Annotated in this window: 20 protein-coding genes; 9 read left to right on the forward strand and 11 right to left on the reverse strand. The window is 66.4% G+C overall.

Features of this window, described 5'->3' with window-relative positions; genetic code table 11:
- Nucleotides 1–58: 58 nt before the first annotated feature.
- Both BMY30_RS04820 and BMY30_RS04825 read right to left on the reverse strand, forming a co-directional pair.
- Complete coding sequence (locus BMY30_RS04820) at nt 59–769, reverse strand: LrgB family protein (RefSeq protein WP_089711134.1); 711 nt, start codon at nt 767–769, stop codon at nt 59–61.
- Entirely contained in the window at nt 762–1,136 is a 375-nt protein-coding gene (locus tag BMY30_RS04825) for a CidA/LrgA family protein (RefSeq protein ID WP_089711137.1), read from the reverse strand. Before BMY30_RS04825 ends, BMY30_RS04820 begins: the two co-directional genes overlap by 8 nt.
- A 167-nt stretch (nt 1,137–1,303) precedes the next feature.
- On the opposite strand from BMY30_RS04825, the gene BMY30_RS04830 reads away from it, so the two are divergent.
- From BMY30_RS04830 to BMY30_RS04840, 3 genes are all read left to right on the forward strand, one after another.
- A complete protein-coding gene (locus tag BMY30_RS04830; protein WP_089711139.1) occupies nt 1,304–1,756 on the forward strand; it encodes an Hsp20/alpha crystallin family protein in 453 nt (150 codons plus the stop codon).
- A gap of 41 nt (nt 1,757–1,797) precedes the next feature.
- Nucleotides 1,798–2,187, forward strand: a complete 390-nt coding sequence (locus tag BMY30_RS04835; RefSeq protein WP_089711141.1) for an Hsp20/alpha crystallin family protein — start codon at nt 1,798–1,800, stop codon at nt 2,185–2,187.
- Between the two features lie 129 nt (nt 2,188–2,316).
- A complete protein-coding gene (locus BMY30_RS04840) occupies nt 2,317–3,369 on the forward strand; it encodes a class I fructose-bisphosphate aldolase (RefSeq protein ID WP_089711144.1) in 1,053 nt (350 codons plus the stop codon).
- 81 nt (nt 3,370–3,450) lie between these two features.
- On the opposite strand, the gene tkt is transcribed toward BMY30_RS04840, so the two are convergent.
- Nucleotides 3,451–5,442 (reverse strand): transketolase, encoded by a 1,992-nt coding sequence (tkt, locus tag BMY30_RS04845; protein WP_089711146.1) that lies wholly within the window; start codon nt 5,440–5,442, stop codon nt 3,451–3,453.
- Nucleotides 5,443–5,674: 232 nt separating this feature from the next.
- On the opposite strand from tkt, the gene metK reads away from it, so the two are divergent.
- The 3 genes from metK (at nt 5,675) to ahcY (ending at nt 10,266) form a co-directional block, all read left to right on the forward strand.
- The gene (gene metK / locus BMY30_RS04850) at nt 5,675–6,895 is read left to right on the forward strand and encodes a methionine adenosyltransferase (protein WP_089711148.1); all 1,221 of its coding nucleotides are present in this window, start codon (nt 5,675–5,677) and stop codon (nt 6,893–6,895) included.
- Nucleotides 6,896–6,988: 93 nt separating this feature from the next.
- Complete coding sequence (gene ligB, locus BMY30_RS04855; protein WP_089711150.1) at nt 6,989–8,716, forward strand: NAD-dependent DNA ligase LigB; 1,728 nt, start codon at nt 6,989–6,991, stop codon at nt 8,714–8,716.
- Nucleotides 8,717–8,856: 140 nt separating this feature from the next.
- Nucleotides 8,857–10,266, forward strand: coding sequence for an adenosylhomocysteinase (gene ahcY, locus BMY30_RS04860; RefSeq protein ID WP_089711151.1), 1,410 nt, complete (start codon nt 8,857–8,859; stop codon nt 10,264–10,266).
- 160 nt (nt 10,267–10,426) lie between these two features.
- Here the strand turns inward: ahcY and BMY30_RS04865 are convergent, their stop codons facing one another.
- Nucleotides 10,427–11,362 carry an AEC family transporter gene (locus BMY30_RS04865; RefSeq protein ID WP_089711153.1) on the reverse strand — a complete coding sequence of 312 codons (936 nt, stop codon included), beginning with the start codon at nt 11,360–11,362 and terminating at the stop codon, nt 10,427–10,429.
- Between the two features lie 138 nt (nt 11,363–11,500).
- On the opposite strand from BMY30_RS04865, the gene metF reads away from it, so the two are divergent.
- Nucleotides 11,501–12,349: a methylenetetrahydrofolate reductase [NAD(P)H] gene (metF, locus tag BMY30_RS04870; RefSeq protein WP_089711155.1), complete on the forward strand. Its 849-nt coding sequence runs from the start codon at nt 11,501–11,503 to the stop codon at nt 12,347–12,349.
- 72 nt (nt 12,350–12,421) lie between these two features.
- Here metF and BMY30_RS04875 read toward each other — a convergent pair whose 3' ends face one another.
- From BMY30_RS04875 to prlC, 4 genes are all read right to left on the reverse strand, one after another.
- Entirely contained in the window at nt 12,422–14,608 is a 2,187-nt protein-coding gene (locus tag BMY30_RS04875) for a TRAP transporter permease (RefSeq protein WP_089711157.1), read from the reverse strand.
- Between the two features lie 93 nt (nt 14,609–14,701).
- Nucleotides 14,702–15,700 carry a TAXI family TRAP transporter solute-binding subunit gene (locus BMY30_RS04880; protein ID WP_089711159.1) on the reverse strand — a complete coding sequence of 333 codons (999 nt, stop codon included), beginning with the start codon at nt 15,698–15,700 and terminating at the stop codon, nt 14,702–14,704.
- Between the two features lie 347 nt (nt 15,701–16,047).
- Nucleotides 16,048–16,293, reverse strand: coding sequence for a YheV family putative zinc ribbon protein (locus tag BMY30_RS04885; protein ID WP_089711161.1), 246 nt, complete (start codon nt 16,291–16,293; stop codon nt 16,048–16,050).
- 55 nt (nt 16,294–16,348) lie between these two features.
- Nucleotides 16,349–18,397 (reverse strand): oligopeptidase A, encoded by a 2,049-nt coding sequence (gene prlC, locus BMY30_RS04890; protein WP_089711164.1) that lies wholly within the window; start codon nt 18,395–18,397, stop codon nt 16,349–16,351.
- Nucleotides 18,398–18,501: 104 nt separating this feature from the next.
- Between prlC and BMY30_RS04895 the strand changes: the two genes are divergently transcribed.
- Entirely contained in the window at nt 18,502–19,842 is a 1,341-nt protein-coding gene (locus BMY30_RS04895; protein ID WP_089711166.1) for a sodium-dependent transporter, read from the forward strand.
- A 17-nt stretch (nt 19,843–19,859) separates the two neighbouring features.
- The gene (locus tag BMY30_RS04900) at nt 19,860–20,411 is read left to right on the forward strand and encodes a gamma carbonic anhydrase family protein (RefSeq protein ID WP_089711168.1); all 552 of its coding nucleotides are present in this window, start codon (nt 19,860–19,862) and stop codon (nt 20,409–20,411) included.
- A 160-nt stretch (nt 20,412–20,571) separates the two neighbouring features.
- Here the strand turns inward: BMY30_RS04900 and BMY30_RS04905 are convergent, their stop codons facing one another.
- From BMY30_RS04905 to BMY30_RS04915, 3 genes are read right to left on the reverse strand one after another with little or no spacing between them, the layout of a single operon-like run.
- Entirely contained in the window at nt 20,572–21,954 is a 1,383-nt protein-coding gene (locus BMY30_RS04905) for a sigma-54-dependent transcriptional regulator (protein WP_089711170.1), read from the reverse strand.
- On the reverse strand, nt 21,947–23,857 hold the full coding sequence (locus BMY30_RS04910; RefSeq protein ID WP_089711172.1) for a sensor histidine kinase: 1,911 nt from the start codon (nt 23,855–23,857) through the stop codon (nt 21,947–21,949). Before BMY30_RS04910 ends, BMY30_RS04905 begins: the two co-directional genes overlap by 8 nt.
- 8 nt (nt 23,858–23,865) lie before the next feature.
- Nucleotides 23,866–24,639, reverse strand: a complete 774-nt coding sequence (locus BMY30_RS04915) for a GntR family transcriptional regulator (RefSeq protein ID WP_089711174.1) — start codon at nt 24,637–24,639, stop codon at nt 23,866–23,868.
- Nucleotides 24,640–24,643 lie beyond the last annotated feature (4 nt).

The following is a 24,643-nucleotide window of genomic DNA, read 5'->3' on the forward strand; positions in this document are numbered from 1 at the left end:
CCGAGCTCAAGAAACGCAGGGCGGCAATTCTAGCGCATCTGCGTCCCGAGCGTCTGCTCTACGCCCCTACCAGTCTCCAGGCGAGCGGCAGCAGCAGGGCGCTGACGATGCCGGTCAGGCTCATGCCCAGCGAGGCGAAGGCGCCGGCGACGGGGCCAATCTCGAAGGCGCGCACCGTGCCCAGGGCATGGCCGTTGAGGCCCAGGGCGAAACCGATGATGCGCTCATCGTGGATGCCCAGCAGGCGTGCGCCCAGGCCGACGAAGCCGATCGCCGCCACACCGGTGATCAGCAGTCCGCCCATCATCAGGGAAACCGAACCGCCGATCTGCTCGGTGATGCCGATGGCGATGGGGGCCGTGACCGACTTGGGCGCCAGGGAGGCGAGGATCTCCGGCGGGGCGCCGAGCAGCCAGGCGATGCCCACTGCATAGGCGGCGGCCAGCAGCGCCGCGAGCGGCAGACAGGCCATCAGCGGTCGCCACAGCGCTCGGATCTGCGGCATCTGCTCGTGCAGTGGCAACCCCAGCGCCACCGTGGCGGGGCCCAGCAGTAGCATCAGCCAGGCCGCTCCCCGGCGATAGTCCGCGTAATCGATGGAGAGCAGGGCCAGTACGCCGGCCAGCAGCAGCGAGGCCACCAGGACCGGTGGGCACCAGGCGGGAGTGCCAACGGCCTTGAGCAGCCGAATGCCGGCGACATTGGCGGTCAGGGTCAGGGCGATGGCCAGGATAGGGGTGGCCAGCAGGTGGTCGAGCAGCTCATTCATGGCCGGGATCCGCCGGGTCGTGGTGCGTTTCATCCATCAGTCGGCGCATCAGCCACAGGGTGGTCAGCACGCTGAGCAGGGTGCCGCCGACCAGCGCCGCGAGGATCGCTGCCCATTGGCCGGCAAGTTCGTCGATGAGGAAGTAGACGCCCACTACGCCCGGCATGATCAGCATCGCCAGCATGGCAATCAACGGCTGGGCGGCGCTGGCTATGTCGCCGAAGCCCCCGCCGTGGAGCAGCAGCCAGGCCGTCAGCAGCAGCATGCCGACCACGCCGGCGGAGACCGGCAGCCCGGTAAGCGTCACCAGGATCTCGCCGATCAGCAGGAAGCCCAGCAGCCAGAGAAAGCCGCGCAATGCCGGCATGGGGGTGTCCTTGTTGGAAGAACTTTCGTGAGCGGGGTGGCGGGGCATGCAGACCCCTTGAAAAACGTCGAAGCGCTCCTATTGTGCAGATTACCGGGGCGATGTCAGCCGCGCATGGCGATCTCCCGGCCATCTCATGAGATCAATCAGCGTAGGAGGTGTTCGTGATGTTCGGAGATCTCAGGCGTTTCGATACTGGCCGGACCCAGGGTCTGGACTGGTTCCGGCAACTGATGGACGAGATGCTGCCCGAGGCCGGTGCTGCGGATATCCGCTCGGTGCCCCACGGCAGCTTCCCGATGATCAATGTGGGGCGCACCGACGATGCGGTGCGGGTCTATGTGTTCGCCGCCGGCCTGTCGGCCGAGGACCTGGAAGTGAGCCTCCAGGATAACGTGCTCACCGTGTCGGGCACTCGTGAGGTCGCGGCCCCGCCCGAGGCAGCGCGTACCGACTTCCGTCGCGAGCGCTTCCGTGGCGAGTTCAGCCGTACGCTGGCGCTGCCGGATGGCCTGGATGTCGAGCGGGCCGAGGCACGCTTCCGTGACGGGGTGTGCGAGGTGGTGCTGCCCAAGCGTGAGGAGCTCAAGCCGCGGCGCATCGAGATCCAGGCAGCATGAGACAGGTCGTGTGTTCGAGTACTTCCGAGGAGGTGAGTGACATGAACGATGTGACCCGACACGATGCTCCCCAGGCGCCGGACAACCGCGAGCGGGAGATGGAGACCCTGCTGCCGCCGGTGGATATCTTCGAGGACGGCAGCGCCTTGCATCTTATTGCCGACATGCCCGGCGTCACCCGCGAATCGCTGCATATCGAGGTAGACAACAACGTGCTGAGCCTGGAAGGTGAGGTGCGACTCGATATGCCCGATGGGCTGGCCGCGATCTACGCCGAGGTTCGTGCCCAGCGCTATGCGCGGCGCTTTACCCTCAGTCACGAGATCGATGCCGAGGCCATTCAGGCGCGCATCGACAAGGGCGTGGTGGAGCTGGTGCTGCCCCGCAAGGAGACCCACCGCCGGCGGCGCATCGAGGTCAAGGCGGCCTGAGCGGACGCTGACCCACAAGCGCCTGCCCGCACCGGGCAGGCGCTTGCATTGCATGTGCGTCCTCCTCTCGGTACGGTTTTCCCCTACGCTGGGAAGAGTGTATTCATCGGTGCCAAGGAGAGGAGCGACATGAGCGATATCACCAAACTGCTGGGCAGCGAGGCCGACACCCTGCTGGGACACGTCTGCCGCGGCGTGCCCGTGGAGACGATCCACCCGCCCGGAGCGGATTTCGTCGACCGGGTGATGGCCCAGAGCGACCGTCGCCCAAACGTGCTGCGTAACATGCAGGCGCTGTTCGACCACGGCCGACTGGCCGGCACCGGCTATCTCAGCATCCTTCCGGTGGATCAGGGCATCGAGCACTCGGCGGGGGCCTCGTTTGCGCCCAACCCGCGCTATTTCGATCCCGCCAATATCGTCGAACTGGCCATCGAGGGCGGCTGCAACGCCGTGGCCTCGACCCTTGGCGGTCTGGCCTCCGTGGCGCGCCGCTATGCCCACCGGATCCCCATGATCCTCAAGCTCAACCACAACGAGACGCTGAGCTACCCGGCGATCTACGACCAGACACTGTTCGCCCAGGTCGAGCAGGCCTTCGAGATGGGCTGCGTGGCGGTGGGGGCGACCATCTACTTCGGCTCCCACGAGAGCCGTCGCCAGATCATGGAGGTCAGCGAGGCCTTCGAGCGCGCCCACGAGTTGGGCATGGTCACGGTGCTCTGGGCTTACCTGCGCAACCCCGACTTCAAGCAGGACGGCACCGATTACCACGTGGCCGCCGACCTCACCGGTCAGGCCAACCACCTGGCGGCGACCCTCAAGGCCGACATCGTCAAACAGAAGCTGCCCGAGACCAACGGCGGCTACCGTGATATCGGCTTCGGTCATACCCATGCCAAGGTCTACGACGAGTTGACTTCGGACCACCCCATCGATCTGGCACGCTACCAGGTGGCCAACTGCTACTTGGGTCGCGCCGGGTTGATCAACTCCGGCGGCGGCTCGAAGGGCGCCTCCGACCTCGCCGAGGCGGTGCGTACCGCGGTGATCAACAAGCGTGCCGGTGGCATGGGGCTGATCTCGGGTCGCAAGGCCTTCCAGAAGCCCACGGCCGAGGGTATCGAACTGCTCAATGTCATCCAGGACGTCTATCTGTCACCTGAGGTGACCCTCGCCTGAAATGATCGTGGTCACCAACGCAAGCGGGCCCGGCATCTGCCGGGCCCGCTTGCGTTCGGGATGAAATACTGGCCGATGGGCTCAGTCCATCAGGGCAGTTGCCTCGGCGACCACGTTGTCTACCGTGAAGCCGAAGTGCTTGAACAGGTCGCCAGCCGGGGCGGATTCGCCGAAGGTGGTCATGCCGATGATGGCGCCGTTCAACCCTACGTACTTGTACCAGACGTCGGGATGACCGGCCTCGACGGCCAGGCGTGCAGTCACCGCAGAGGGCAGCACCTGCTCGCGGTACTCGGCGTCCTGACGGTCGAAGAGGTCGGTGGAGGGCATGGAGACCACGCGCACTGAGCGCCCCTGTTCCTCGAGCCGGGCCGCAGCGTCCATGGCCAGGCCGACCTCGGAGCCGGTGGCAATCAGGATCAGCTCCGGGGTGCCTTTGCCGTTCTTTAAAACGTAACCACCGCGCTGGATGTCGGCCAACTGTTGATTGCTGCGCGCCTGGTGCGGCAGGCCCTGGCGGGAGAAAACCAGTGCAGTCGGGCCGGAGCGGCGCTTTATGGCGGCGTCCCAGGCGACGGAGGTTTCTACGCTGTCGCAGGGGCGCCAGGTGGCGAGGTTGGGCGTGGAGCGCAGGGTAGTCAACTGCTCGATGGGCTGGTGGGTGGGGCCGTCCTCGCCCAGGCCGATGGAGTCGTGGGTGAAGACGTAGATAACCTGCTTGCCCATCAGCGATGCCATGCGCACGCTGTTGCGCATGTACTCCATGAAGATCAGGAAGGTCGCACCGTAAGGCACGAAGCCGCCGTGTAGCACAATGCCATTCATGATGGCGCCCATGCCGAACTCGCGCACGCCGTAGTGCAGATAGTTGCCCCCCGGCTCGTCGGGAGTGATCGCCTGGGCGCCCTTCCAGAAGGTCAGGTTGGAAGGGGCCAGATCGGCACTGCCGCCGAGCAGTTCGGGCATCTGGGGGCCGAGCTCGTCGAGGCAGGCCAGGGAGGCCTTGCGGCTGGCCACGCTGTCACCCCTGGCCTGGGCGGCCTCGACCATCGCCTCGCTGGTGATGCTGGTCGGCAGGTCACCCTTGATACGGCGCTGGAATTCCCGAGCCAGCTCCGGAAAGGCCTCGGCATAGCGTGCGAAGCGCTCCTGCCAGGCGTCCTGGCGGGCCTGACCGGTCTCGGCGGCGTCCCAGCCCTGGTAGATGTCCTCGGGCACATGGAAGGGGGCATGCGGCCAGTCGAGCTGGCGACGCGCGGCGGCGACCTCGTCCTCGCCGAGCGCAGCGCCGTGGCACTCCTCCTTGCCCTGCTTGTTGGGGGCGCCGAAGCCGATGATGGTCTTGCAGATGATCAGGCTGGGGCGGTCTTCCTGCTGATGGGCCAGCTCGATGGCTGCCTTGACCTCTTCGGGCTGGTGGCCGTCGACGTTGGGCACCACGTGCCAGCCATAGGCTTCGAAGCGCTTGGCGGTATCGTCGGTGAACCAGCCCTCGACCTCACCGTCGATGGAGATGCCGTTGTCGTCGTAGAAGGTGATCAACTTGCCGAGCTGCTGGGTACCGGCCAGCGAACCGACCTCATGAGAGATGCCTTCCATCAGGCAGCCGTCGCCGACGAAACAATAGGTATGGTGGTCGACGATGGTGTGGCCGGGGCGATTGAACTGGGCCGCCAGGGTGCGTTCGGCCAGGGCCATGCCCACGGCGTTGGCCAGGCCCTGGCCCAGCGGGCCGGTGGTGGTCTCGATGCCCGGCGCATAGCCGAACTCGGGGTGGCCGGCGGTCTTCGAATGCAGCTGGCGGAAGTTCTGCAACTCCTCGAGGCTGAGCTCGTAACCGGTGAGGTGCAGCAGCGAGTAGAGCAGCATGGAGCCGTGGCCGTTGGAGAGCACGAAGCGGTCGCGATCGGGCCAGTGCGGGTCGGCCGGGTTGTGGACGAGGTAGTCGTTCCACAGCACCTCGGCGATATCGGCCATGCCCATGGGCGCGCCGGGGTGGCCGGAGTTGGCCTTCTGGACGGCATCCATGGACAGGGCGCGTATGGCATTGGCCAGTTCGAAACGGGACGGCATGGTGTGCTCCTCGCCTGCGGCGGAAAGTAGGCAACGACACGGACGGACCAAGGGAGACATGGCCGGACGTGACTTCTGGCTGGATGACGCCGCGGGACGGGCGGCGTGGTCGAATTCGGGCGGCTATTGTGGCCGACTTGCCGCCCTGCATCAAATCGTGGATGCCCGGGGGAGCCGCAGCGTGTAGACTTCGCGACTGCCTATTGCTGATATAAAGAGGGCCGAGGACGCCATGAGCGAATACTCTCTGTTCACCTCCGAGTCCGTGTCCGAAGGGCATCCGGACAAGATTGCCGACCAGATATCCGATGCGGTGCTCGACGCCATCATCGCCCGTGACAAGCAGGCGCGCGTCGCCTGCGAGACCCTGGTCAAGACCGGCGTGGCCATTGTCGCCGGCGAGATCACCACCTCGGCCTGGGTCGATCTCGAGGCGCTGGTACGCGAGGTGATCACGGGGATCGGCTACACCTCCTCGGACGTCGGCTTCGATGGCGAGACCTGTGGCGTCCTCAACTTGATCGGCAAGCAGAGCGTGGATATCGCCCAGGGTGTCGATCGCAGCAAGCCCGAGGACCAGGGCGCCGGCGACCAGGGCCTGATGTTCGGCTACGCCACCAACGAGACCGACTCCTACATGCCGGCGCCGATCCACTACGCGCACCGGCTGGTGGAGCGCCAGGCCGAGCTGCGCAAGCACGGCCTGCTGCCCTGGCTGCGCCCCGACGCCAAGAGCCAGATCACCTTCCGCTATGATGAACACGGCAAGCCCTGCGCCGTGGATGCCCTCGTCTTCTCCACCCAGCACGATCCGGAGATCGACCAGGAGGAGCTGCGCAGGGTGGTCCGCAGCGAGATCATCGAGCAGGTGATACCCGCCGAGTGGCTCACCGCAACCACCAAGTACCACATCAATCCCACCGGCAAGTTCGTGATCGGCGGCCCGGTGGGCGACTGCGGCCTGACCGGGCGCAAGATCATCGTCGATACATACGGTGGCACGGCTCGCCATGGTGGCGGCGCCTTCTCCGGCAAGGATCCCTCCAAGGTCGATCGCAGCGCCGCCTATGCCGGCCGCTACGTGGCCAAGAACCTAGTTGCCGCCGGCCTGGCCGACAAGTGCGAGATCCAGGTCTCCTACGCCATCGGCGTGGCCGAGCCTACCTCGGTCTCCGTCAACACCTTCGGTACCGGCCGAGTGGACGACGCGCGCATCATCGCGCTGGTGCGCGAACACTTCGACCTGCGGCCCAACGCCATCACCCGCATGCTCGACCTGCTGCATCCGATGTATCAACTGACCGCGGCCTATGGCCACTTCGGCCGTGAGCCCTTCGAGCACTCCTATACCTGGACCGACACCCAGGGCGAGAAACAAACCGAGACCTTCACGGCCTTCCCCTGGGAGAAGACCGACCGCGCCCAGGTCCTTCGTCAAGCCGCCGGTTTGTAGGATATCGCCTACAGGCAATGACGGGCCTTGCTGGCAGCGCCAGGCAGGGCCCGTTGCTATGGTCAGGGGAGTCCTTGCGTGGGAGCTGCCCTGATGTCCCGCTATCTGGCCGGCTGGCTGCTGGTCCTTTCGACCGCACTCATTCCGACCCTGGCCATGGCTTGCCCCGAGTGGTCCGGAACGCGGGCCGAGCGCGAAATCATCGCGCTGTCCGAGCGACTGACCGGCTGGGACGACGCCTATTATCGCCGAGGCGAGTCGCCGGTCTCCGATGACGTCTATGACCAGGCCCGAGAGCGGCTCGTGGCCTGGCGGCGTTGCTTTCCCGGGGTCCTTGAAGAAGGAGGGCTCGAGGATGATGCGCCTGACGTCGCGCGACCGGCCGGCCCGGTTCGCCATCCCGTTGCCCAGACCGGGCTCGCCAAGCTCGCCGACGAAGCGGCGGTGCGCCGCTGGCTGGCGCGCCGCGACGATGTCTGGGTTCAGCCCAAGGTGGACGGCGTAGCGGTGACCCTGGTCTACGAGCAGGGGCGCCTGGCGAAGGTGGTCAGCCGTGGGGACGGTAATTATGGGCAGGACTGGACGGCGGCGGCACGCCGCATTCCGGCGGTTCCCGTGCGACTTCCGGGTGAGATCGATGCGCTCCTGCAGGGCGAGCTCCATCTGCGCCTGGAGAATCACGTCCAAGCCGAGGCGGGAACGGCCGGGGCACGCAGTGAGGTGGCCGGGCTGATGTCCCGCGATAGGCTGGAGGCCAACGCGGCAGGACGCATCGGCCTCTTCGTCTGGGACTGGCCGGATGGCCCGGCCGAGATGCGCGAGCGACTCGAGGGCTTGAGGCGCCTGGGATTCGGCGAGACTATCGCCTTGACCCGGCCGGTGAAGCGTCGGGACGAGGTGGCACTGTGGCGGGAGCGCTGGTACCGCGGCCCGCTGCCCTTTGCCACCGACGGCGTGGTGTTGCGCCAGGGAAGCCGGCCACCGGGGCCGGTGTGGCAGGCCGAACCGCCGACATGGGCGGCGGCCTGGAAGCATCCGCCACGCGAGGCGCTGGCCGAGGTGCGCGGCATCGAGTTCCGTATCGGCCGCACCGGTCGCATCACTCCGTTGCTGCACCTGTATCCCGTCGAGTTGTCGGGCCGGACGATCCAACGGGTGGGCCTGGGGTCACTGGCGCACTGGCATGAACTCGACATTCGCCCCGGAGACCAGGTGGTGATCGCCCTGGCCGGCCTGACGATCCCCCGGCTGGAGGATGTCGCCTGGCGAGCCACCGAGCGCCTGGCTGTATCACCGCCCGAAGCGTCGGACTACCACGCCCTGAGCTGCTTCCGGCTGCTGCCGGGGTGCGAGGCTCAGTTTCTCGAGCGCCTGGCCTGGCTGGGGGGCCCGCAGGGGCTCGACTTTCCCGGTGTGGGGTCGGGCACCTGGCAGGCCCTGGTCGACGCGGGCCTGGTTACGGGCCTGCTCGATTGGTTGACGCTTGACGAGCGAGCCTTGCGCCGTGCTCACGGTATTGGCGAGGTTCGTGCCAAGACCCTGATGACCACCTTCGAGACGGCGCGGACGGCAGCGTTTCCCCGTTGGTTGCAGGCGCTGGGCGCGCCGCCTGGCGTCGAGGTCGCCCTGCCGGCCGGCTGGGCGACCCTGCTCGAATATGGCCGCAGCGACTGGGCGGCGCTGCCCGGCGTGGGACCCGGACGCGCCATGGCACTGGTCGACTTCTTCGCTCACCCCGAGGTACAGGCGCTGGCGCAGCGACTCGGCGAAGCCGGCATCGATGGCTTCGGATCCCGTCATGGCAGCTCTGGCCGCCCATAGGTGGGGGCTTCATCCTCCATAGTCAATTATGCTTCAGGGGAGCGCTGACGTTTTGCGTACCCTGGGTTTTCCGTATCATGGGCGCCATCTACCCTACATTTTTCGTACCTTCAATTCCTTGCACTTCAGAGAGGCAGAACATGAACCAACCCGCCGTTTCCGCTCCCGCGGCCACCGACTGCAAGGTTGCCGATCTCACCCTCGCCGACTGGGGACGTCGCGAGATCCGTATCGCCGAGACCGAGATGCCGGCGCTGATGACGATCCGCGACAAGTACCGTGATGAGCAGCCGCTGGCCGGTGCGCGTATCGCCGGCTGCATCCACATGACGATTCAGACCGCGGTACTGATCGAGACGCTGATCGATCTAGGGGCCACGGTGCGCTGGTCGTCCTGCAATATCTTCTCTACCCAGGATCAAGCGGCTGCAGCCATCGCCGCCGCCGGCATCCCCGTCTTCGCCTGGAAGGGCGAGACGGAGGAAGAGTTCTGGTGGTGCATCGAGCAGACCGTGGAAGGCCCCGATGGCTGGACACCCAACATGGTGCTGGACGACGGTGGCGACCTGACGGCGCTGCTGCACGACAAGCGCCCCGACCTGCTCGATGCCCTACACGGCATCTCCGAGGAGACCACCACCGGCGTGCATCGCCTGCAGGAGATGATGCGTGACGGCACCCTCAAGGTGCCGGCCATCAACGTCAACGACGCCGTGACCAAGTCGAAGAACGACAACAAGTATGGCTGCCGTCATTCGCTTAACGACGCCATCAAGCGGGGCCTCGACCACCTGCTGGCCGGCAAGCAGGCACTGGTGGTGGGCTACGGTGACGTCGGCAAGGGCTCGGCGGCCTCGCTGCGCCAGGAGGGGATGATCGTCAAGGTCACCGAGATCGATCCCATCTGTGCCATGCAGGCCTGCATGGATGGCTACGAGGTGGTTTCCCCCTATATCGACGGGGTCAACCGGGGTTCCGAGAGCGTCGACCGGGCCTTGCTCGGCAAGATCGACCTGGTGGTGACCTGCACCGGCAACATCGATGCCTGCGATGCGGGCATGCTGGAGGCGCTGAAGCCCGGTGCGGTGGTGTGCAACATCGGCCACTTCGACAACGAGATCGATACCGCCCATATGCGGCGCCAGTGGCACTGGGAAGAGGTCAAGCCGCAGGTGCACAAGATCTACCGCGACAGCCGCCCCGGCGACTTCGATCCAGAGAGCCGCGACTACCTGATCCTGCTCTCCGAGGGCCGCCTGGTGAACCTGGGCAACGCCACCGGCCATCCCTCGCGCATCATGGACGGCTCCTTCGCCAACCAGGTGCTGGCGCAGATCCATCTCTTCGAGGGCCGCTTCGCCGAGCTGTCCGATGGCGACCGCCGCGGTGCCCTGGGTGTGACGGTGTTGCCGCGGCACCTCGACGAGGAAGTGGCCCGCTACATGGTGCAGGGCTTCGGTGGGATGGTCACCCGCATGACAAAGGAGCAGGCCGAATATACTGGCGCGGCCATCGATGGGCCCTTCAAGCCGGACGCCTATCGTTACTGATGCTTCCAGGCTTACAGCAACGAGGAGTGCCGGGGGCAGGTCGCAGAGGAGGTCCTATGCCAAGGATGGCATCGGTAGCGTACATGGAAGTATTCACAGCGCCTCCTCGCAGGCCTGCTCCCGGAAAAAGCTTCGAGCGAGAACTCTTTTTTCGCACAGTTTAGAGTCCTACAGCCCGCATCATCAGCGTCAGGTAGAGCGGAATCAGCAGCGGGGCGGCCAGGGTGGTGATCAGCACCGCCAGGGCGCCCTTCTCCGGGGCGATGCCGAGTTCCATGGCCACCACCACCACGTTGGCGGCCATGGGCACTACCCCGATCAGCAGCAGCGCCAGGGCCAACTCCCCCGACAACGGGAACACGGCCTGCAGGCCCAGCACCGCGGCCAGCGACAGCAGCGGCCAGAGGCCATAGCGGATCGCCACGCAGGCGCCGATGAAACGCAGGTCGAACTCCCTCACGCTGACCCGCCCCAGGGTCATGCCGATGATCATCATGCCGAGCAGGGTGTAGGTCGCCGGGAAGGCGGCCATGCCCCGCATTACCGCGTCCGGCACCTGGAGGCCGAGGCCACTCACCAGCAGGGCGGCGAGGAAGGCGTAGACCAGCGGCAGCCGGGCGATCTTGACCAGGCTCTGGTGCACCGAGAACTGTCCCCGGGCGCTGAGGTAGAAGCCCACCGTGAACTCGTAGAGGGTCACCCCCAGCACGCAAAAGAGATACAGCGTTACCCCCTGGGGCGGCAGCAGCACCAGGGCCACCGGTAGGCCGAAGTAGCCGGTATTGCCGGTGCCCGAGGAGAAGGCCAGCAGGGCGCTTTCATGAGGGGCGAAGCCGTGCTTCGCCAGCCGATGGACGATCACCGCGATCAGGCTGGCCACCGCGAACAGCGCGGCGGTCAGCAGCAGGTATGCCGGCGTCGGGCCTCCCTGAATCAGGCCGCGAAAGAAGGTCAGCGGAGCGACCAGGTAGATCAGCAGGGTGGCTACGGGGCGCGGGTCCACCGCCAGCCGGCGGGCGGCCAGCCAGCCCAGGCCGATATAGGCGAGCAGGGTCCAGAGGGGGCCCATCAGGGTGCCGGGATCGATGGTGGTCATGTCCTTCCCTGGGTAGTCAGTCTTGGCGCCGCCGCTGCATGAACAGGATTGATGCAGCATCGCGTATCTTTCATTGGTCTGCGGCCAGACCAGCCGTCAGAATAACCGCAATATGCACCATTTTCATGAGGTAAGCCGATGAGCACGCAGGAACACCCGCTGGGGATCAGCTTCGAGTTCTTCCCGCCCAACACCGATGCGGGGCGGGAGAGGCTGGTCGGCGTTCGTGACGCCCTGGCCAGCCGCGCACCACGCTTTTTCTCGGTCACCTTCGGTGCCGGCGGCTCCACCCAGGATCGTACCCTGAACACCGTGCGGATGGTGCGCGAGTCCGGTTTCACCACCACGCCGCATCTTTCCTGCATCGGCAGCGACAAGGGCGCGCTGCGCGAGCTGCTAGCGCGCTACCGGGAGGATGGTATCGAGAGCCTGGTGGCCTTGCGTGGTGACATGCCTTCCGGCATGGGCGGGGGCGGTATCGGCCAGTTGCGCTACGCCAACGAGCTGGTCGAATTCATTCGCGAGGAGACCGGTGACCATTTCGAGATCGCCGTGGCGGCCTACCCGGAGTCCCATCCCCAGGCGGCGAACCTCGAACAGGACCTGACGAACTTCGCCCGCAAGATGAAAGCCGGCGCCGACATTGCCATCACCCAGTACTTTTTCAGTGCCGAGTCCTACTTCCACTTCGTCGAACGGGCGCGTGCCCTGGGCGTTGAGGCGCCTATCGTGCCCGGTATCATGCCGATCACCAACTACACCAAGCTGGCGCGCTTCTCGGATGCCTGCGGTGCCGAGATCCCTCGCTGGATCCGCAAGCAGCTCGAGAGCTATGGCGACGACAGCGAGGCCATCGGCGCCTTCGGCGAGGAGCTCGTGACACGGCTCTGCCAGCGGTTGCTCGACGGCGGCGCCCCGGGCCTGCACTTCTACACGCTCAACCAGGCGAAGCCGGTGCTGCGGATCCTCGACAATATCACCGGTTGACGCGGCACTTTCCTGGAACGCAACGGGCCCCGTCAATGGCGGGGCCCGTTGCGTTCCAGGGGAGGCTCTTGCTCAGCCGGAGGCAACGGCCTTATCCCCGCCGTCGGAGCGGCCGCGTTGCATCATGAACATCAACACGCCGACGGCCAGGCCGGCGATGTCGGAGTAGATGCCGCCATAGATCATGCAAACCGCCCCGACCAGCATCAGCAGGCGCTGCCAGGCCTTCACCGGCCCGAAGAACCAGGCCTGGACGGTGGCCGCCAGCAGCACGATGCCCAGGGTGGCGGTCAGGCCCACACGCAGGATCTGCATCCAGCTGCCCTCCATCAGCATGGCCGGGCTGTAGAAGAACATGAAGGGCACGATGAAGGCCGCCAGGCCGATCTTGAACGAGGCCACCGATGTCCCCATGGCGTTGTCGCCGGAGATCCCCGCTGCTGCATAGGAGGCCAGCGCCACGGGCGGGGTGATCGCCGAGACCACCGCGAAGTAGAACACGAAGAAGTGCGCCACCAGCGGCTGGATGCCGATGTTGATCAGGCCCGGCGCGACCACCGAGGCGGCCACCGCGTAGGCGGCGGTCGTCGGCATGCCCATGCCGAGCAGAATCGAGATGCACATGGCGAAGAACAGCGCCAGCAGCTGGCTGACGCCGGCCAGGCCGAGCAGCAGCGAGGAGAAGCGCGCACCGACCCCGGTCAGCGAGATCACCCCCACGATCAGGCCGGCACAGGCGCACACGGCGATGATCTGGATGGCCATGGTGCCGGCCAGTTGCAGGGCCCTGAGGATCGCGGCGATGCCCATCTTGTTGGGCGAGAACCAGCTCACCACGGCCGCCGAGGCGGTGGCCAGAGTGCCGGCACGGATTACCGAATAACCCATGAACAGTGCGGCGATGAGGATGATGATCGGCGCGAACAGATAGACCTGCTTGACCAGCTTCGAGAACAGCGGGATCTCATCCTTGCGCATGCCGCGCATGCCCTTGCGGGCCGCCTCGAAATCGACCATGCAGTAGATCGAGAGGAAGTAGAGGATGGCGGGAATCAACGCCGCCACGGCGATCTCCGTGTAGGGAATGCCGGTGATCTCGGCCATGATGAAGGCGCCCGCGCCCATGATCGGCGGCATGATCTGCCCGCCGGTGGAGGCGGCGGCTTCGATGGCGCCGGCGCTGCGCCCCGGGTAGCCCACCTTCATCATCAGCGGGATGGTCAGCGAGCCGGTGGAGACCACGTTGCCGGCGCTGGTGCCGTTGATCATGCCCATCAGGCCGGAGGCGAAGATCGATACCTTGGCGGGGCCGCCCCGGGCCCGGCCGGCCGCGGCGAAGGCGAAGTTGACGAAGTAGTCGCCCACCTTCGAGGCCTGCAGGAAGGCGGCGAAGATGATGAACAGGATGATATAGGTCGACGAGACCGCGGTGGTCGGCCCGAGGATGCCAGCGTCGGTGTAGACCTGACTGAAGAAGCGGCCCACCGAGAGCCCAGGATAGCCGAGGAAGCCCGGCAGGAAGGGACCGGCGAAGACGTAGATCAGGAAAATGGCGGAAATCACCACCAGCGCCAGGCCGGCGACGCGACGGGTCAGCTCGAGAATCAGCAGCGAGCCGGCGATGGCCGCGTAGGAGATGCCCATGGGCGCGAAGGAGGTGCCGGTGGAGGCGCGCAGCGGGCTGTTGAACATCACCAGCAGGTAGCCGGCCACTGCCATAGCGCAGACCATCAGCACCAGGTCGGCCGGCGAGATGCGATCGCGGAACTGGCGATAGCTCCAGGAGAGCAGGATGCCGGCCATGGTGGCCAGGATTAGCGGATAGCCGAAGTGCCAGGCCTCGATCGCCGGATCGATGCGCATGGTGTCACCGCTCATTGCCTGGTACATCATTACCACCCGCACCAGGGCATAGAGGGCAGGGACCAGCATGGCGTAGCTCACCCAGGAGAGCCAGGCGGGGGAGCGGTGCTGGTCCTCGTCCGCGAAGCGGGTGCCGGCATAGAGGCCGTAGCCGAGAATCAGTGCACCGGCGATGTGCACGATGCGAAACGACCAGGTCTCCAGCGGATAGACGTTCAGCGAGACCAGGTGAAACAAGGAGTAGGCGATGGCCAGGGCACCGAAGAGCAGCCACTGCCAGCCGGTGTAGAGCCGCCGGTTGGACTCGATGGCGGCCTCGTCGACGCCCTCGGCGTTGACGGTCTCGACGACGTCTTCGACTGACGCCTCGTCACGGGATTCGGGGGTATTGGACATGGGGAGACCCTTCGGGGTTGACGGAGGAGCACATGATTTGCCCCGCACCGCCCTTTCGTGGCGCGGTGCGGGGCAGCCGATCAGGTCAACGGATTACAGCTTCAGATCTTCCGGGATCTCGTAACCGTTCTCCTCGTACCAGCGCACGGCACCCGGGTGGAAGGGCAGTACGGTGTTGTACTTGATGTTCTCCGGGATGCTGGTCGCCGCGCTGCGGTGGACGTCGCGCATGCGGTCGTTGTTCTCCAGGCTTAGCTTGGTGACCTCGTAGATGAAGTCCTCAGACAGGTCGCAGCCGGCGATGGTGAAGTTCCACATGGAGACGGCACGGGCATCCTCCTCGAGGGTCTCGTAGGTGCTGGCCGGAATCTGGAACTCGGAGACCGGGAAGTTCTCGAGCACCGTCTGCTGCTCCTCCTCGGTGAACTCGATGATGTTGACGTCGGTCTGCACCTCGAGCTGGCTGACGGCAGGAATCGGGATCCCGGCGGCGAAGGCGATGACGTCGATCAGGCCGTCCTGCAGCTGGCCGCCAAGGTCAGACCAGCCACCGTTGCGGCGGTCGAAGTTCACGCCCAGGGTCTCCAGCATGGCCGGGAAGTAGGTGTCGGAGGTGGAGGCCGCCGGGCCGAAACCGATGCGGGCGCCGTCCGGGATGTCGGAGATCGATTCGATGCCGCTGCCCTCCAATGCCGTGATCGAGAAGGGCGTCTCGTACATCGGGAAGAGCGCACAGACGTTGTCCATGACCATGCCCGGAGCGAGGGGGCTCTCGCCGGCCAGGGCCTCGGCGGCCGGGCCCATGGTGGTCAGGCCCAGGGCGACGTCGCCACTGTGGACCAGTGCCATGTTCTGGGTCGGGCCGCCGGTGACCTCGCCGCCGCCAGAAACACCCAACTCGTCGGCGATCAGGTTGGCCCAGCCAGAGCCGTACACGAAGTAGGTGCCGCCCTGGCTGGCGGTACCGACGGTGAAGCTGTCCGGCCAGTCGCTGCGGTCTGACTGGGCCGCAGCCGAGGCGGCGACCAGCAGGGTACCGGCCAAGGTGCCGGTCAGAGTGCCGGCGAGGATCCGAGAGGTTGCGTTGCGCATGGTGTGTCTCCTGTATGCGGTTGTGCTCTTGTTGAATGCCCGGGCCGTCGTACCCCCGGGACTGCATGCCCCCACCAGTATGGTCACCGTTTGCGGAATCTACCGTGATCCAGCCCGGGGTGGCATCAACGCCCATACAAGGCAATGGCCATGCCCGTTCAATGGAATATATTTCATTTCATGTAGTTGCGAGATCATGCCTCGACCTTCGTCGAGGCATGATTGGCTAGCTGGGGCCGGGATCCCGCACGGAGAAGAGGTTGCAGCGTGTGGATTTTCGCACAGGTTCTGGCGCCGCCAGGCGTCAGGCATTGAGATCAAGACGGCCGTTCCCTGGCCCATGTAAGTCAGTGCCCTTTCGGATCGAGGATCTTTACGGTCTGGACGTCGTTGCGGGTCTGCTCCTCGCGCTCGCGGTTGACCCGGGTCTCGAGCTCCGGCAGGGCTTCGTCCTCGATGGGCAGCTGCTCGAAGAAGTCACAGCTGACGCAGTCACGGTAGCGGATGCCGTTCTGTTCCCAGCTGCGAATGCGGTCCATCTCGGCGCAGCGCGGGCAGATGGCCCCGGCGATGAAGCGTTTCTGGACGGCCATGGTGGCTCCTGAGGTGGCCCCGGCGGTGCCGCCGAGGCATGTGGATGTCATGGGCTCAGGCGGCACGGATGCCGCTGTGTCGCAGCAGGGGCTCGACGCTGGGTTCGCGACCGCGGAAGGCGCGGAACAGCTCGGCGGCGTCGCGGGAACCGCCGCGCTCGAGGATCTCGGTGCGGAAGCGCCGGCCGGTCTCGGGGTCGAAGATCCCGGCTTCCTCGAAGGCACTCCAGGCGTCCGCGGAGAGCACTTCTGCCCACTTGTAGCTGTAGTAGCCTGCCGCATAGCCGCCGGCGAAGACGTGGCCGAAACCGTTCTGGAAACGATTGAAATCGGCCCGCGGCACCACGGCAATGGCATCGCGCACCGCGTCGAGCAACGCCTGGATGTCGGCGGCACTCGGGGCGGCGAGCTCACGATGCAGGCGGAAGTCGAACAGAGAGAACTCCAGCTGGCGCACCATGCCCATGGCGGACTGGAAGTTCTTGGCCGCCAGCAGCCTCTCGAAGAGCGCCTCGGGCAGCGGGGCGCCGGTCTCTACGTGGCCGGCGATCAGGTCGAGTCCCTCGCGCTCCCAGCAGAAGTTCTCCATGAACTGGCTGGGCAGCTCCACCGCGTCCCAGGCCACGCCGTTGATGCCGGAGATGTCGGCGACGGTCTGGCGGGTCAGCATATGGTGCAGGCCATGGCCGAACTCGTGGAAGAGAGTAGTGACCTCGTCGTGGGTCAGCAGGGCCGGGGTGTCTCCCACCGGGCGCGTGAAGTTGCAGGTCAGGTAGGCTACCGGCAGTTGCACCGCGTCTCCTTCCAGGCGGCGGACCCGGCACTCATCCATCCAGGCGCCCCCACGCTTGCCCTCGCGGGCATAGAGGTCGAGGTAGAAGCCGGCAATGGGAGTGCCCTGCTCCAGGATGTGGAAGTAGCGCACGTCGGGATGGTAGCGCGGGGCCGTCTCGTCCTCCGCGAAGGCGACGTCGTAGAGGCGCTCGACCACCCGGAACAGGCCATCGACCACCTGCGGGGCGGGGAAGTAGGGGCGCAGCTGCTCGTCGGAGATGGCATAGCGCGCCTCGCGCAGCTTCTCGCTGGCGAAGCCCACGTCCCAGGGCTCGAGCTCTTCCATGCCTAGCTCGTCGCGGGCGTAGGCCGTGAGCTGCGCATACTCCTCGCGGGCCTGGGGGACGGCACGCGCTGCCAGGTCCTCAAGAAAGGTGATCACCTGGTCGGGTGACTCGGCCATCTTGGTGGACAGGGAATAGTCGGCATAGTCGCTGAAGCCAAGCAGCTCGGCCAGTTCGTGGCGCAACGCGAGGATCTCCTCCATCACCGGGGCGTTGTCAAATTCGCCGGCGTTGGGGCCCTGGTCGGAGGCGCGGGTGACGAAGGCGGTGTAGACCTCGCGCCGCAGCTCAGGATCCTCGGCGTAGGTCATCACCGGAAAGAAGCTGGGAAAGTCCAGGGTGATGCGGTAGCCGGCCAGGCCCTTGGCCTCGGCATTGGCCCGCAGGCTGGCCAGGGCGCTGTCGGGCAGGCCGGCGAGGCGGGCCTCGTCGGTGAGATCCAGGTGCCAGGCCTGGGTGGCGTCCAGCAACTGGTTGGAGAAGGTGTTGGAGAGTTCGGAGAGCCGCGCCTTGATCTCGCCGTAGCGCTGCTTCTTTTCGGTGGGAAGATCCACCCCGGCCAGGCGGAAGTCGCGCAGCGCATTCTCCACGGTGCGACGCTGGCCTTCGTCGAGGGTCTCCCAGGCGGGGCCGTCACGCAGTGCCTGCCAGGCCTGGAAGAGCCCCTCGTGCTGGCCGATCCAGGTGCTGTAGTCGGAGAGCTTGCCCAGGCAGGCCTGGTAGGCCTCGCGCAGTTCGGGGCTGTTCATGGTGCCGTTGAGGTGCGAGACCGGTGACCAGGCCCGCGCCAGGCGGTCATTGAGGGCCTCCAGCGGTGCGGCAAGGCTGTCCCAGCTCGGGGCAGTCTCCTCGGCGCGGGCCACGAGCGCCTCGATGGCTGTGCGGTTTTCAGCCAGCAGCTCCTCGATGGCCGGCACCACGTGCTCGGGCCGGATGGCATCGAAGGGGGGGAGTTCGTGGGTTTCGAGCAGCGGATTCCGGGACATGCACACCTCGAGTGGGAACTGTGGAATGAGCCTTAGATGCGGGCGGCCGCGGCGGGTTTCAATGTGCTAGGCTTGCGCCCTTTTCAGGCTCGCGGAGTGGACCCATGAACGAGACGCTGGAGCGCTGGAGTACTCGGCGCGCCTTCATCCTGGCAGTGACCGGGGCGGCGGTGGGACTGGGCAACATCTGGCGCTTTCCCTACATCACCGGGGAGAACGGTGGTGCCGCCTTTCTGTTTCTCTACATGGCCTTCGTGTTGGTGCTAGGGCTGCCGGTGATGATGGCCGAGATCCTGATTGGCCGCGCCGGACGCCGTAGCCCCATGCAGTCGCTGAGTCATCTGGCCAGCCAGGCGGGAGCGAGTCGCCACTGGCGGCTGCTGGGGCTTTTCGGTGCCGTCACGGTGTTCTGCATTCTCTCCTTCTACTCGGTGGTCTCGGGCTGGTCTATCGAATTCCTGGTGGCCGCGGTCAACGGCGACTTCGTGGGGCGCAGCGCGGCGGAGATCGGCGCCGGCTTCGACGCCTTCCTTGCCGACCCCGCCCGCATGACCTTCAATCATACGCTCTTCCTGGTGATGACCATGCTGGTGGTCGCCGCCGGCGTGGCCACGGGGCTGGAAAAGCTCAACAACCTGCTGATGCCGATGCTCTACCTGCTGCTGCTGGTGCTGGCCGGCTACGCGGCCACCACCGAGGGCTTCGAACCGGCGCTGGCTTGGCTGTTCCTGCCGGACCTCTCGGCGGTGACGCCAATGGTGATGCTGCAGGCCATGGGTCATGCCTTCTTTACCCTGGCGGTGGGCGCCTGCGCGCTGATGGCCTATGGTGCCTACATGCCCGACCATCAGAGCTTGCCGCGGGCAGCTGCCGCGGTGGCGGTGCTCGACGTGGCGGTAGCCCTGCTGGCCGGTATTGCCATCTTCTCGGTGGTGTTCGCCCAGGGCATGAATCCTGGCGAGGGGCCGGGGCTGATGTTCGTCACCCTGCCGGTGGCCTTCGCCGAACTGCCCGGAGGGCCGCTGTGGCTGTCGCTGTTCTTCCTGCTGTTGCTGCTGGCCACCTGGACCTCCTCGATCAACCTGGCCGAACCCATGGTTGCCACCTTGCAGGGCTGGGGTCTGCGCCGGGGGACGGCCGCGGCCCTGGTAGGGCTGGCGGTATGGGGGCTGGGATTGCTCTCGGTACTTTCCTTTTCGAGCCTGGCCGAGACCCGGGTGCTGTTCGGCATGAACCCCTTCGAGCTGCTCAGCACGATTCCACCGGAGATCTTCCTGCCACTGGGAGGACTGTTGATCGCCATCTTCGCCGCCTGGGTGATGCCCGAGCAGACCAGCCTGCGGGCACTGGATGCCGGTCCCAATGGCTTCCGTGCCTGGCGGGCCCTGGTGCGCTGGGTATCGATCCCGCTGACGCTGGTAGTATTGTTGGCCGGACTGATCTGAAAAAGCCGAGGTGAATAATGAGCGAGGCAAAAAGCCTGCGGCCCTGGAAGGGCCTCGAGCCGCAGCTGGGCGCACGGGTCTACATCGACCCGGCCTGCATGGTACTGGGTGACGTGGTGCTGGGCGATGACAGCTCGGTGTGGCCCATGGCGGTGATCCGCGGCGACATGCACCGCATCCGTATTGGCGCGCGCACCAGTGTGCAGGACGGCAGCGTCCTGCACATAACTCATGCCAGCGACTTCAACCCCGACGGCTTCCCGCTGACCATCGGCGATGAGGTGACCATCGGCCACAAGGCGATCCTCCATGGGGCCACTCTGGGCAACCGCATCCTGGTGGGCATGGGCGCCATCGTCATGGACGGTGCGATGGTCGAGGACGAGGTGATCATCGCCGCCGGGGCCGTGGTGACGCCGGGCAAGCGGCTGGAGAGCGGCCACGTCTATGCCGGCAACCCAGCCAAGGCGCTGCGCCCGCTCAAGGAGAAGGAACGGGCCTTCTTCCCCTACACCGCAGGCAACTACGTCAAGCTCAAAGACGAGTACCTGGCGGCGCTGGAGGAATAGTCCTCCCGAACCGCTTCAGGCGGCTTCCCCCGCTAGGGGCTGTTCCGGCAACAGTCCCGCGCGGGTGTCATCTGCTCACTTTGACGCGCACCTTGGCCTCTGGCCCCTTTCTGCTGTCGGCGAGCCTGGTCCCTTGAGGCCACTGCCTGGATCTGCTCGGTCAGGGGGTTTCGCTCTGGCGGTAGTCCTCGGCCTTGAGGCCGTACTTCCTCAGCTTGTCATAGAGTGTCTTGCGCGGCAGGCCGAGTTGCTCGCAGGCGTCACTGACGCAGCCGCGGTGACGAGCCAGGGCCTGGTCAATCAGGCTCTTCTCGAACAGCTCCACCTGCTGGGGCAGGGCCAGCTCGCCGCTGTCGCTGCCTACCCCTTCGAGCAGGGCGTCCAGGCGATAGTCGCAGGTGGCGCCGAGCAGCACGTAGCGCTCGGCCAGGTTGCGTAGCTCACGCACGTTGCCCGGCCAGTCGTGGGCGAGCAGTGCCGAGATGCCGGCGGCATCCAGCGGTGGCGCCTCCAGGCCGCTGCGGTTGGCGGCGACCACGGCGAAGTGCTGGAACAGCAGCGGGATATCCTCGCGACGCTCGCGCAGCGAGGGGATCGGCAAGGTGACCACCTCGAGGCGATAGTAGAGGTCCTCGCGAAAGCGTCCTGCCTCGGCCGCGGCCTTGAGGTCGACCTTGGTGGCGGCGATCACGCGCAGATCCAGGGGCACTGGCACGTTGGAACCGAGACGCTCGATTGAGCGTTCCTGAAGGACCCGCAGCAGCCTGACCTGCAGCGACAGCGGCATCGACTCGATCTCGTCGAGGAACACCGTACCGCCCTGGGCATGCTCGAACTTGCCGATGCGCCGCTCCACGGCCCCGGTGAAGGCGCCCTTCTCGTGGCCGAACAGCTCCGACTCGATGATGCTCTCGGGGACGGCGCCGCAGTTGATGGCCACGAAGGGGTGGCCGCCGCGGCGACTGCGTTCGTGGATGGCCCGCGCCACGAGGTCTTTACCGGCCCCGGTCTCGCCGAACAGCAGCACGTCGGTTTCCACCTGGCTGATGCGTTGCACCATGGAGGCGAGGCGCTGGATGGCTGGGGTGCGCCCCACCAGGCGCGGGCCGGGTGCCGATTGCTGGGCCTCGAGCTCGGCCTTGAGTTCGCGGTTCTCGAGGCTCAGGCGGCGTTTGTCGATGCCGCGGCGTACCATTTCCACCAGGCGCTCTCCGGCGAAGGGTTTTTCCAGGAAGTCCCAGGCGCCCTCGCGCATCGCCTCCACGGCTGTGGAGATGTCGCCATGACCGGTGATCAGGATCACCGGCAGGTCGGGGTCGCGGCTGCGTACTTCGCGCAGCAACGCCATGCCGTCCATGCCGGGCATGCGTATGTCGCTGACGACCACGCCGGGGAAGTCCGGCGTCAGGGCCGCCAGGGCGGCCTCGGCACTCTCGAAGGCATGGGGCTCGTAACCCGCCAGCTCAAGAGTCTGGCCGGCGGTGATGCGCAGGTGCGCCTCGTCGTCGATGATCATTACCGGAAGGGTCGCCGGCTCATGCATGGGTGTCGTGCTCCTCGGTTCTGGTGTCGCCGGTTGCCTCGGGGCCGGGGTCGCGGGGCAGGGTAATGGTGAAGCGGGCACCGCTGCCGGGTGCGTTGTCAGCCGCCAGCCGGCCACCCAGGTCGTCGATGATGCGTGCCGAGATCGATAGCCCCAGTCCCAGACCGCTGCCCGGTGACTTGGTGGTGAAGAAGGGCTCGAAGATCCGTCCCAGGTGCGCCTCTTCGATCCCAGGGCCGTTGTCGATGACCCGGATCCTCACCTCGTTTCCGCCTGGCTCGATGCCCAGCTTCAGTCGCGGCGCCTCCGTCTGGGCCATGGCCTGCAGCGCGTTGCCGATCAGGTTGACCAGCACCTGTTCCAGGCGCACCAGGTCGGCGCGCACCCAGGCTCCCTCGTCGGGCCAGTCTCGCTCGACCGTGACCCCGGCGTCGCGCAGCCGTGACTGGAAGAGCCGTAGGGCGTAGTCGAAGCAGGCGGGTACCGAGACGCTGGTGGGTCTCTCGCCGCTCTTGCGCGAGAACTGGCGCAGCTGGGAACTGATCTCGGCCATGCGGTCGGTGAGCTCGATGATCTGTGCCAGATTGCCGCTCGCCGCTTCCGTGCGGCTGCGGGCCAGGAATTCTGCGGCATTCTCGGCATAGGCGCGAATTGCCGCCAACGGCTGGTTGAGCTCGTGGTTGATGCCGGCGGCGAGCTGGCCGAGCACGGCGAGCTTGGCGGCCTGGATCAGCTCGTCGCGGGTCTGGCGGAGCCGTTCCTCGGCACGACGTCGCTCCTCGATCTCGTCGGAGAGGCGCCGATTGGTCTCGACCAGGTCGCGGGTGCGGCGTTGCACGTTACGCTCCAGTTCGTCGCGTGCCCGGGCCAGCGTGCGCCGCTCCCGGTCGGCGAACTGCTCGCGTTCGCGGCGCAGCTTCAGGCGCTGCCAGCCGATGCCGCCGGCCAGGACCACCACACCGTAGAGGCCGCCGGCCAGTAGTGCGGCCAGCCATTGGGCCTGGATCACCGGCGCCAGCGACTTGAGGATGTGCATCTCCCAGTCGAATTCCGGCATGGGGCGCGACAGGCCCAGGTAGTCGTCCCCGGCCAGCGGCCCCCGCTGGAAGCCGACACGCTGGCTGTGTTCGCCCGGCGTCTCGGTGATCTCGATGCCGGCGGGGGCCAGCGGCTCGTCGGCATAGCGGCGAGTGTCACGAAGCGCCTCCCGTTCATCGTCGGAGAGCGGCTGCAGGGCTCTCATGCGCAGCTCGGGGCGGCTGGCCATGAAGATGATGTCATCCTGGTCGGTGACCAGCAGTTCGGCATCCTGCTCGGCCCAGCTCGCCTCCACCGCATCGAGCAGCACCTTCACCACCATGACGCCATCCGGGCTGGCGTTCGGCTCAGTGTCGTCGAGCCACACCGGTGCGGAGAAGTAGTAACCACGCTCGCCGGACTGTACACCCAGGCCATAGAAGCGCCCGGTGTGACCGGCGATGGCATCCTGGAAGTAGCTGCGGAAGGCATAGTTCTGACCGATGAAGGTGTCGTTCCGGTGCCAGTTGCTGGCGGCCAGCGTGTCGCCGTCGCGGTCGATGAGATAGATGTCGGAGACCCCGGCCGTGGCCCGGAAACGGTCCAGCAGCCGATTGAGCGGCATGGGGTCCTGGCTATCCGGGGAGGCCAGGAAGCGCCTGACCATTTCCCGCGAGGCGAGCAGGTCGGGCAGATAGTCGTGGCGAGAGAGGTGGCCGACCAGGCCCGCCACCGAGAGGCGTAGTTCGTTCTCCGCGTCCTGGCGCAGCCCTTGCAGGGCCTGGTCGCGGGCCAGCAGGGCGGCCTGCCATATGATGAGTACCAGCCCGAGGGTCACCAGCAGCCAGAGCAGTTGCCGGACTCGGCGGCGGGAAGGTATCGGCATGGCGGGTCTCAACGCGTGGTTGAGGGCATGACCTGGGCGCGGCGCAGGGCGCGCTGGGCCCGGGTCTCGGCACGCTCGACCTCGAGCAGCCCCTCTTCCACGAACACCAGGTGTTCGTGGGCGCGGGCGCGGGCATCCTCGGCCCGGCCCTCGAGGATGGCGTCGAGCAGGGCACGGTGCTGCTTCATCAGTTGTGGGCGCGACTCGGGCTTCTCGAACAGGTGGGCGAGGTTGTCGACGATGCTTTTCTCCAGCAGGTGGAAGATGCCGCGGATGGTATGCAGCAGCAGGACATTGTGGGCCGATTCGGCAATGGCCATGTGGAAGGCCGCGTCGGCGCGGGCCTCGAGCGCCGGGTCGCGTCCCTTGAAGCAGGCCTCGAGCTCCTCGAAGCGCTTGATCAGCAGCGCCTTGTCGGTGGGCGTGGAGCGCAGGGCCGCGTAGTAGGCGGAGATCCCCTCCATGGCATCGCGGAACTCGAGCAGATCGAGGTGGAATTCCCCGTGACGGGATAGCATCTCCAGTAGCGGGTCGCTGTAGCCGCTGTTGAGTTCCTCGCTGATAAAGGTGCCACCACCCTGGCGACTGGTCAGCAGGCCACGGGCTGACAGTTTCTGGATGGCCTCGCGCAGCGAGGGGCGCGAGACGCCGAAGCGTTCGGCCAGTTCGCGCTCCGGCGGAAGGCGCTGGCCGGGCTTCAGGCTGCCCTCGAGGATCAGCGCCTCGAGGCGTTCGGTGATGACGTCGGCAAGGCGAGGCTGTCTGACGGGTTGATAGGCCATGGTG

Origin of the sequence: Halomonas daqiaonensis (genome assembly GCF_900109725.1) — a bacterium.
Classification (GTDB): Bacteria; Pseudomonadota; Gammaproteobacteria; order Pseudomonadales; family Halomonadaceae; genus Halomonas; species Halomonas daqiaonensis.